The organism is Streptomyces sp. S3(2020), assembly GCF_013044505.1.
Classification (GTDB): domain Bacteria; phylum Actinomycetota; class Actinomycetes; order Streptomycetales; family Streptomycetaceae; genus Streptomyces.
In genome coordinates this window covers 1-9,561 of record NZ_JABERD010000294.1, presented here as the reverse complement: position 1 = coordinate 9,561, position 9,561 = coordinate 1, and the positions used below count along the sequence as shown (strand labels likewise).

The following is a 9,561-nucleotide window of genomic DNA, read 5'->3' as shown; positions in this document are numbered from 1 at the left end:
CCCCTCCCCCTCCCCCGTTCTCGCGCGCCCGGGGCCGTGTCCGAAGCCGCCCTTCGACTGCCCGGAAAGTCAGGAAAAGAATCTTATGTTCCTCGCCACTTCAGGTGGCCCCCGCTACCACCGACCGAGCCTGACCGAGGAGTGAACCCACCATGCTCAGGACGCTGATCGTCGGATTCGGCCGCTCCGGCCACGGACTGCACTGGAGTGTGCTGCGCCGTCTGCGCCGTATGGAGCGCTATGCCGGACTCTTCTCCGACGAGCCACCCGTCGTCTACGACGCCGACCCCCGCACGCCACAGCTGTCGGACTCCGATGTGATCGCCGTGGACAGCCTGACCCGGGCGCGGGAACTGCTGGACCCCGAGAACACCATCGTTCATCTGTGCACGCCGCCCACCCACCGTCTGGCCCCGCTGACCGAGCTCGCCGACCTCGGATTCCGCCGGATCCTCGTGGAGAAGCCCCTGGTGGGCACCGTTGCCGAGCTGCCTGCCATCGACGATCTGCGGCGCGAGCGCAAGCTGGAGCTCATGGTGGTCGCGCACTGGCTGCAGAGCGCGCTGACCCGGCGGCTGCAGGATCTGGTGCAGGGCGGTGAACTGGGCGAGCTGGAGACGGTGTTCATCGCCCAGCGCAAGCCGCGCATCACCCGCACCCTGGCCACCGAGGGGCATCCGACCGCCTTCGACGTGGAGCTTCCGCACTCGGTGGGGGTCGTGCTGTCGCTGGCCGGCGAGGCGAAGACCGTGGGTGCCGAACTGCGGGATCTGCGGGTGAAGAACGTCGTGGTGCCCGAGATGGGGGCCGCACGGCTCTTCCTGGACCACACGGCGGGCTGCCAGACGGAGATCTTCTCCGACCTCGCCTCGCCGCTGCGCGAGCGGGTCATCCGGCTCGGCTTCAGCCGGGGCTGGGCAGTGGGCCACTACCCCATCAGCGAGAGCGACGACCACGCCCACCTGACGACGTCGGTGGAGGGCCTGGTCCCGCAGCCGGTGTTCCGGGACGACTCGCTCGCCCGGTTCCTGGTGCACGCCTACGAGCAGTTCGCCTACGGCGCCGACCTGGAGCCCGACTTCCAGCTCAACGCCGGTGTGACCACACTGCTCGCCGAGGCGAAGGAGCACGCACGGCTGTCCCGTCTGGGGGCCGAGGTCGCGGCCTTCCAGCCGGAGGTCGTGCCTCATGCTTCCTGACCGCACCGTGGCCGTCGGCCCGCTTCCGCGGGGGGAGGCGGTGCCCGGAATCCTCTACGCGGGCATCGGCGACGAGGCCGGACGCAGCCTCGACCACCAGATCGCGGCGGTCAGCAGCCTGGGCTGGCAGCTGATCGAGCTGCGCAGCATCGACGGGATCGCGCTGGCCGATCTGGACGGCGAGTCCTTCGACACCTGTGTGCGCACGGTGCGTGCGGCGGGTCTGGGTATCGCCTGCGTGGACTCGCGGATCGCCGACTGGTCCCGGCCGATCAGCCAGGGCATCGACGCCGATCTGTGGGAGCTGGAGCGGCTGGGTCCGCGCTGCGCGGCGCTCGGCACCCGCTACGTGAGAGTGATGTCGTATCCCAACGACGGTCTCGACGACGCCGACTGGGGCGCCGAGGTGATCCGCCGGATGCGGGTGCTGACGGCGCGGGCCGCCGAGTACGGGCTGGTGCTGCTGCACGAGAACTGTGCCGGCTGGGCGGGGCGCAGCGCGGAGCGGATGTGGCGGCTGCTGACCGAGGTCGACAGTCCCGCGCTGCGGCTGCTGTTCGACACCGGTAACGGCGCCGCCTACCACTACCGGGCGTACGACGAACTGGTGCGGCTGCTGGAGGTGTGTCCGGAGGCTGTCGCCCACGTCCATGTCAAGGACGCCGTGGGCAGTGGGTCCGCGGCCGCCTACACCCTGCCGGGCGAGGGCGAGAGCCGGGTCGCGGACTGTCTGCGGCTGCTGCTGGAGGCCGGTTACGCGGGTGTCTGGTCGATCGAACCGCATCTGGCCCTGCGGCCCCACGAGAGCCGTACCGAGCTGGGCGAGGACGGGCCCGTCCTGTTCGCCGAGTACGGCCGTCATCTTGAGCAGCTCGTCGCCACCGAAGTCCTCGATCCCCGCCGTACCGTTCGAGAGGAGTCCAGTCGTGTCCGCTCCGACCGCTGAGGGAACGCGCCGTACGCCGCTGACCGGGGCCGACGACGCCCTGTTGCTGCATCTGTTGTCGCTGACGACGGCCGGTCCGCTGGAGGGCACGCCGCACGGTGAGGTCCGGCTGTGGGAGGCCCAGCGCGCCTACGCCGAGGCGGCCCGCGCGTTCGGGTTCGCCGTCGAGTGGCACGGCGTGTGCGCGGCGGAGGAGCTCACCGACGAGCAGGTGCCGGCCGCGGTGCGGGCCGCGATCGTCCGTGATCCCGAGTTCCTGCGGGTGCAGCCCAGTCTGGTGCTGCGGCTGGGGCCCGAGCTGCCCCGGCAGTCGACGGTGATGTTCAACGTGCACATGGACACCGTCGCCGGGCGGCAGCCGGTGAAGCTGGACGGGGACACGTTCTTCGGGCGGGGCGCCATCGACGCGAAGGGGCCCGCGGTGGCGTTGCTCGCCGGTATCCGCGCGGCGGCGGCCGCCGATGCGCGGATCGGCACCGAGATCGGGGTCCTGATCCAGGTGGTGTCCGGTGAGGAGGGCGGCGCCATGGGGGTGTTCGGCACCCGGTCGCTGGTCGAGCGGGGTTACACGGGCCGGCTGAACATCTTCTGCGAACCCACGCGCGGCCGGCTTCTGACCCGCTCCACCGCGGCGATGACCGCCCGTGTCCAGGTCGACGGCGACGACGCGATCGACGACGCGCCGGCCGCCGGGCACAACGCGAGTGTGCTGCTGGGCCACTTGGCCGGGCATCTGGCGCTGACGCTGCCCGACCAGTCCGTCAGCGGGCAGGTGTGTGTGGCGGGGCTGCAGACGGGGCCGCTGCACAACAAGGTCTACGGCAGTGGGCAGTTGCTGCTGAACCTGTCGTACGGCTCCGCCGCCGAGGGCGCCGCCCTGGAGAAGGCGCTGCACGACGAGGTGCGGGCGGGGCTGAACGGCTTCCGTGCCCTGTTCGCCGACAGCACGCTGCTGGCGAAGACCGCGGCCGACGGCCCGTCGATCACCCGGGTGGACTGGCTCAAACGGCGGCTTCCGACGCTGGACGCCCAGGACAGCTGGGCCGAGGAGCTGCTGACCGGGCGGGTGGGGCTGCCCCGCTGGCCCGCCGCCCTGCCGGCCTTCACCTGCGACGCGATCTGGACGGGCGGTCTGCCGGGGGTGTTCACCGCGGTGCTCGGGCCGGGTGACCTGGAGGCCAACCACGCGCATGCCGACAGCGAGTTCGCCGAGCGGGGCGAGCTGGAGGCGTTCGCGGGGGATGTGGCCGGGCTGCTGACCGCGTTCGCCGCGACCGCGCACACCGAACTGCTCTGAGGTCGGCCCGGACGGCCCGGCCGTGGCGAGCGGTCATGGCCCGCGCCGTTCCGTCACGGCCCCTGTGAATTCCTGTGAATGAGGAGAAGATGACCACCACTGCGACCGTCGACCGCACCACCGTGCGTCTGGACTATCACGAGCTGGCCGGGTTCACCGCCGAGGTGTTCACCCGGCGCGGCCTGGCCCCCGACCGGGCCGAGATCGCCGCCCGCGCCCTGGTCCACGGTGACCTGACCGGTGTCACCTCGCACGGCCTGGCCAATCTGACCCGGCTGTATCTGCCGCTCTTCGACGACCGGCGTGCCGATCCCGCGGCCGATCTGGAGATCGTCGCCGACCGGGGCGCGGCCCTGCTCGTCGACGCGCACGACGCGCTCGGTCTGTGGTCCGCGCGGGCCGCGATGGATCTGGCGCTGGAGCGCGCCGAGACGCACGGCGTCGGCATGGTCTCGCTGTTCAACGGCACCCACTTCGGCTGTGCCGGGCACTTCACCGCGCACGCGGCCGAGCAGGGTGCCCTCGGGTTCCTGGCGGGCAACTGCGGTGGGCAGCGGATCATCCGGCCGCCGGGCGCCTCGGAGGCCCTGCTGGGCACCAACCCGTTCTCGATCGCCGCGCCGGCGGGACCGTATCCGCCGTATGTGCTGGACATGTCCACCACGGTGGTGCCGACCGGCCGGGTGCGGGCTGCGGCCCGTGCGGGCCGGTCGGTGCCGGAGGGCTGGCTGGTCGACGACGCGGGCCGGCCGGTGACCGATCCGACGGCGTTCGACCGCGGCGAGGCGCATCTGCAGTGGCTCGGCGGGCGGCCGGAGACCGGCTCGTACAAGGGCTATGCGCTGAGCCTGATGGTGGAGGCGCTGGCGGCGCTGCTGCCGGGTGCCGAGATGGGGCCGACGTCCACCAAGGGCCGTGACGACAACATCGGCTTCTTCGTCCTGGCCATCGCGCCGGGCCGGCTGCGCGACCAGGGCACGTTCCTCAAGCAGTCCGAGGAACTGTTCGGTGCGCTGCTCGACGCTCCCGCCCTGGACCCCGACTCCCCCGTGCGCTACCCGGGCTGGCCCGAGGCGCAGCACGCCCGCCACGCCCAGGAGCACGGTGTCCCGCTGGCCGCCTCGCTCTTCACCGAGCTGGAGGCGGTCGCCGTCCAGCACTCCCTGACCGTTCCGACCCCCCTTGGAGGGACCCGATGACCACTCAGCCCCGTCTCCGTATCGGCATCATCGGTCTGGGTGTCATCTCCCGCTTCTACGTCGACGCGCTGGCCACCGAGGTGCCGGAGATCGAGCTGGCCGCGGTGTGCGACGTGAACGAGGCCACCTTGGACCCGCACCGGGACAGCATCCCCGTGTTCACCGACCACCGTGAGCTGCTGGCCTCGACCGAGCTGGACGCGGTCGTCGTCAACGTCCCCAACGACGTGCACTTCGAGGTGTGCCGGGACGCCCTGGCCGCCGGTGTGGCGGTGTGCGTGGAGAAACCACTCGGCATCACCGTGCAGGAGGGGCGCGCGCTGCGTGACCTGGCCGAGGAGAAGGGGGTGGCGCTGTTCACGGCGTACCACCGCCGCTACAACACCAACGTCCTGGACCTGCTGGCCTCCCTGCCGGCGGACGTGCCGGTCGAGCGGCTCACCGTGCGCTACTGGGAGAAGATCGAGGAGCACGTCGGCAGGGACCGCTGGTATCTCGACCCGGCGCGCTGCGGCGGCGGCTGCGTGGCGGACAACGGGCCCAACGCGTTCGACGTGGTGCATCTGTTCCTCGGCGACGACGTGGCCTTCAAGGAGGCCAGCGTGGGCCGTGACAGGCTGGGCATCGACCGGCTGGCGGTGGTCACCCTTCAGGACACGGCGGGTGTCACGGCCGTCGTGGACCTGGACTGGGCCTATGAGCACGGGGAGCGCAAGGACGTCGAGGTCCTCCTCGCCGACGGCCGCCTGCTGAGCACCGACATGCTCGCCGGCTACCCGGCGTTCAAGAGCTCGCTGGCCCACGAGTACGTCGGTGTGCTGCGGGAGTTCGGCGAGGTGCTGCGCGGTGAGCGGGCGACGTGGCCCGACGGGCTGGCCACGCTGGAGCTGGTCGGTCAGGTCTACGCCGCCGAACCTCCCGCCGGCCGGGGCTGAAGCGCCGTGGTCCGGCCCCGCTCCCGTCCCCGCGTCTCACCTCCAGCGTCACCTCCAGCCTCGTACCGCCAAGGAGCCGAACGTCATGGCACACCCGGAGAACGGCCGTAAGAAGAGTGTCGACGGCACTGTCGTCAAGGTCCTCAAGCACCACCGTGACGACCGGGGCATGGTGCTGGAGGAGCACACCAGCCGGTGTGTGCAGCGCGGCGAGGTGCATGAGCTGGTCACCACCGACGAGGTGGACACCGCGCCGGGTGGCACCGTCGACCGGGTCGGTTTCCTCGGGTTCGCGGAGATCGCCGGTGCCGGTGTGCTGGACCGCGGTGACGAGGTGTGGGTGGGGCGGGAGCGGATCGGCACCGTCCTGGGCTGGGACGCCTGCCACTTCCCCAACCACTACAACATCCTGATCGCCTGCGATCCGCCGCGCACCGGACCGGAGATCGGCCTGGAGCCGGGCGCCGGGATCCGTTTCGTGCCGGCCGCCGGACACCGTGCCCGTGAGGAGGAACTGGGCTCGCTGCTGGCCACGGTGGGCTCTCCCCGGGATCTGCGCCGGCTGGACCACGAGGGGCTGCGGGCGCTGGCCGGGGAGATCCGGGACCTGCTGGTGCGCAAGGTCCCCGAGAAGGGCGGGCATCTGGGCTCCAACCTCGGTGTGGTGGAGCTGTCCCTCGCGCTGCATCGGGTGTTCGAGTCGCCGCGGGACCAGATCCTGTGGGACATCGGCCACCAGACGTACGCGCACAAGATCCTCACGGGGCGCGCCGACCGGTTCGACTCGCTGCGCCGGGCGGGCGGTCTGTCGGGCTACCCCTCGCAGGCCGAGTCGGTGCACGACCTGGTGGAGAACTCGCACGCCTCCACCGCCCTGTCCTACGCCGACGGTCTGGCCAAGGCGCATCAGCTCAACGGTGAGCGGGAGCGTGCGGTCGTCGCGGTGATCGGTGACGGTGCGCTGACCGGCGGCATGGCGTGGGAGGCCGTCAACAGCATCGCGGCGGCCCAGGACCGGCCCGTTGTCATCGTCCTCAACGACAACGGCCGCTCGGCCGCGCCGGGGGCCGCCGGGCGGGCGACCAGGCTGCGCGGCTCGCCCGCCTACGAGCGGTTCCTGGAGTGGGGCAGGGTGGTCGCCAAGCGCACCCCGGTTCCCGGCGGCACGCTGTACGAGGGCCTCCAGGGTGCCCGGCAGGGGCTGCGGGAGGTGGCCGTCGCGCAGAACCCGTTCGAGGGGCTGGGGCTGAAGTACGTCGGTCCGGTCGACGGCCACGACATCGAGGCCCTGGAGCAGGCGTTGGAGCAGGCCCGCCGGCACGGCGGACCGGTCCTGGTGCACACCGTGACCGTCAAGGGCGCCGGTCACACGCCCGCCGGGACCGACGACGAGCTGGAGCGCTACCGGGCACGCGGTTCCTACACCTCGCGCGCCGGCCGCGGCACGGTCCCCGCCACACCGGTGCGCACCTGGACGTCGGTGTTCTCCGAGGAGTTGGTCTCGGCGGGCCGGCAGCGCCGCGACGTCGTCGCGGTCACCGCCGGGCTGCTGGAACAGACGGGTCTGACGGCCTTCTCGCGGGCCTTCCCGGAACGGACCTTCGACATGGGTGTCGCCGAGCAGCACGCGGTCACCTCGGCGGCCGGGCTGGCGCTGGGCGGTCTGCACCCGGTGGTGGCGATGAACGCCATGTCCGTGAACCGGGCCTTCGACCAGGCGCTGCTGGATGTGGCCCTGCACCGGCTGCCGGTAACGCTGGTGCTGGACCGGGCCGGTGTCACCGGTGACGACGGGGCGAGCCGCAACGGTGTGTGGGACATGTCGATCCTTCAGATGGTGCCGGGGCTGCGGATCGCCGCGCCGCGGGACGGCAGGCGGCTGGGCGAGCTGTTCCAGGAGGCCGTGGCCACCGACGGGCCGACGGCGGTGCGGTTCCCCGACGGGGTGGTGGACGCGGACATCGACGCGGTCGACACGGTCGGCGGGATCGATGTGCTGCACCGCGGGGAGGGCCAGGACGTCCTGGTCGTCGCGGTCGGTTCGATGGCGCAGACCGCGTTGGACACCGCCGCCCTGCTGGCCGGTGAGGGCGTCGGCTGCACTGTCGTCGACCCGCGCTGGGTCAAGCCGGTCGATCCGGCTCTGGTGCCGCTGGCCACCGGGCACCGGTTGGTCGTGACGATCGAGGAGAACGAGCTGACCGGGGGTGTGGGTTCGGCGGTCGCGCAGGCGTTGCGCGCGGCCGGGGTGGACACCCCGCTGCGGAAGTTCGGTATCGCCCAGGAGTTCCTGGAGCACGCCGAACGTGCCGAGATCCTACGGAAGTTGAGTCTCACCTCGAGTGACATCGCCCTGCACATCACCGCCACGCTCGACCGGCGGACCGGCGGGGTGCTGACGGTCGGCGAGGCTGCCTAGCGCTCCGCTGGATGAGCAGTGATGTGCCGTCGTTCGGCTGCGGCGCCGTCGTGGCTGCACACGCTCAGGGAGTGGGCAGCGTGTCCTGGAGGCGGTGGCGCAGGACGCGGCCGTTCTCGGAGCGAGGGAGCGCCGGGACCAGTTCGAGGCGGGCGGGGAGATGGGAGGCGAGGATGCCCCGGGACAGCAGATGGGCGCGCAGGTCGAGGAGGGAGGGCGGGTCGCCTTCGGGGACCACGACGGCGCAGGCGAGTTCACCGTGTTCGGGGTCGGTGCTGGCGACGACGGCGGCCTCGGCGACGTGCGGGTGGGTCAGCAGGTGTTCCTCGACCTCGGTGACGGGCACCAGGAACACACCGCCGACCTCTTCGACGGTGCGGCCCTCCTCGTCCAGGCCGGTCAGCCGGTCGGCGTCGGGGCCGTGGTCCCGCTCCCAGACCGGGCGCAGCCCACCGGCATCGCGCTGCCAGACCGCCAGCGGTGAGGCGGGGCCGCGCGTCCGCGGCCGGTGGCGGCCGGCGTCGGCGGGGGCCAGGTCGCTGTCGTCGGCCCGCGCCGCGCTTGCCGTCACGTCCAGCGGCACCCGTAGCGTCTCGTGGACCTGGTGTGCCAGGCGCGTGGTGACGCCGGCCCGGCCGGGCAGCAGCGCGTGCTCCAGCCGGCCCGGCGGGCGGGGCCGCTGCTCCTGGGCGGCGGCGAGTTCCGCCCACTGCGCGGGGGTGGCCAGCGCCGCGCGCACGTGGGTCGAGGCCATCAGGTCCAGTGCGGTCTCCGGGTCCCAGACGTCCTGGAGGACGACGGTGGCGCCGTGGGTGAGCGGGCCGACCACGGTGTGCAGCAGGGACGGCAGCGTGGCCAGCGGCAGTGCCGTGAACGCGGTGACCCGCGAGCGCGGGTCCAGGCCGGCGTGCAGGGTGTTGGGGGTGTGCATGGCCATGCTGTGCGCGCAGTGCAGGCCCAGTGAGGTGACGGCGAGGCAGATCCGGTCGGCGAGGCCGGCGGGCAGCGGCAGCCAGCCGTCGCGCCGGTAGCGTTCGTGGGGTGTGCGCACGAAGTGCCGGGTGAAGTCGACCGCGCCGGTGGCGGCCGCGTCGCCCAGGACCACCCGATGACGCAGCCACGGCAGGGTCGGCGCGAGGTCGGCCAGTACCTGGGCGGGGGACGTGCCCTCCCACCGGTCGGGGACGACGCAGACCCGGGCCTGGGCCGCGCCGAGGACGCTCTCCAGGTCACGGGCGCCGTATCCGGCCATCACCGGCACGGCGACGGCCCCGATCCGCAGACAGGCCAGCAGCAGGGCGCAGGTCTCCCACCGGTTGGGCAGTTGGAAGGCGACGGGGTCGCCGGCGCGTACCCCGAGGGCGTCCAGGGCGTGCGCGAACCGGTCGACGTAGCCCGCGAGTTGGCCGTAGGAGATGCGCAGCACACGGGTGGCGGCCGGGTGGTGGGCCTGTCTCCTCTACACATCTGACGGTGCCGACGAACGGCCTGGGGCATCTCTCGGTGCGCGCCCGAGCAGTGAAAGAAACAACAGAATCAGAGCGGGGGGCCATACACGCGCCACAA

At 72.3% G+C, this 9,561-nt stretch carries 7 protein-coding genes and 1 pseudogene; 6 read left to right on the top strand and 2 right to left on the bottom strand.

The features are described 5' to 3' along the window. The first annotated feature begins 152 nt into the window (after positions 1-152). The 6 genes from HLK59_RS45160 (at position 153) to dxs (ending at position 7,995) form a co-directional block, all read left to right on the top strand. A complete protein-coding gene (locus tag HLK59_RS45160; protein WP_171147487.1) occupies positions 153-1,199 on the top strand; it encodes a Gfo/Idh/MocA family oxidoreductase in 1,047 nt (348 codons plus the stop codon). Next, positions 1,189-2,145 carry a sugar phosphate isomerase/epimerase family protein gene (locus HLK59_RS51655; protein WP_171147486.1) on the top strand — a complete coding sequence of 319 codons (957 nt, stop codon included), beginning with the start codon at positions 1,189-1,191 and terminating at the stop codon, positions 2,143-2,145. The genes HLK59_RS45160 and HLK59_RS51655 overlap by 11 nt, the downstream gene beginning before the upstream one ends. Then, positions 2,126-3,442, top strand: coding sequence for a M20/M25/M40 family metallo-hydrolase (locus HLK59_RS45150; RefSeq protein WP_171147485.1), 1,317 nt, complete (start codon positions 2,126-2,128; stop codon positions 3,440-3,442). Before HLK59_RS51655 ends, HLK59_RS45150 begins: the two co-directional genes overlap by 20 nt. An 89-nt stretch (positions 3,443-3,531) precedes the next feature. Further along, positions 3,532-4,641: an Ldh family oxidoreductase gene (locus HLK59_RS45145; protein WP_171147484.1), complete on the top strand. Its 1,110-nt coding sequence runs from the start codon at positions 3,532-3,534 to the stop codon at positions 4,639-4,641. Then, complete coding sequence (locus tag HLK59_RS45140; protein WP_171147483.1) at positions 4,638-5,576, top strand: Gfo/Idh/MocA family oxidoreductase; 939 nt, start codon at positions 4,638-4,640, stop codon at positions 5,574-5,576. Before HLK59_RS45145 ends, HLK59_RS45140 begins: the two co-directional genes overlap by 4 nt. A gap of 85 nt (positions 5,577-5,661) precedes the next feature. Beyond that, entirely contained in the window at positions 5,662-7,995 is a 2,334-nt protein-coding gene (gene dxs / locus HLK59_RS45130) for a 1-deoxy-D-xylulose-5-phosphate synthase (RefSeq protein WP_240983015.1), read from the top strand. Positions 7,996-8,059: 64 nt separating this feature from the next. Here the strand turns inward: dxs and HLK59_RS52545 are convergent, their stop codons facing one another. Both HLK59_RS52545 and HLK59_RS52540 read right to left on the bottom strand, forming a co-directional pair. Next, positions 8,060-8,749 carry a hypothetical protein gene (locus HLK59_RS52545; RefSeq protein WP_346779969.1) on the bottom strand — a complete coding sequence of 230 codons (690 nt, stop codon included), beginning with the start codon at positions 8,747-8,749 and terminating at the stop codon, positions 8,060-8,062. A 378-nt stretch (positions 8,750-9,127) separates the two neighbouring features. Continuing rightward, positions 9,128-9,436 (bottom strand): annotated as a pseudogene (locus tag HLK59_RS52540) (AMP-binding protein); the annotation flags it as partial. Positions 9,437-9,561: the final 125 nt, after the last annotated feature.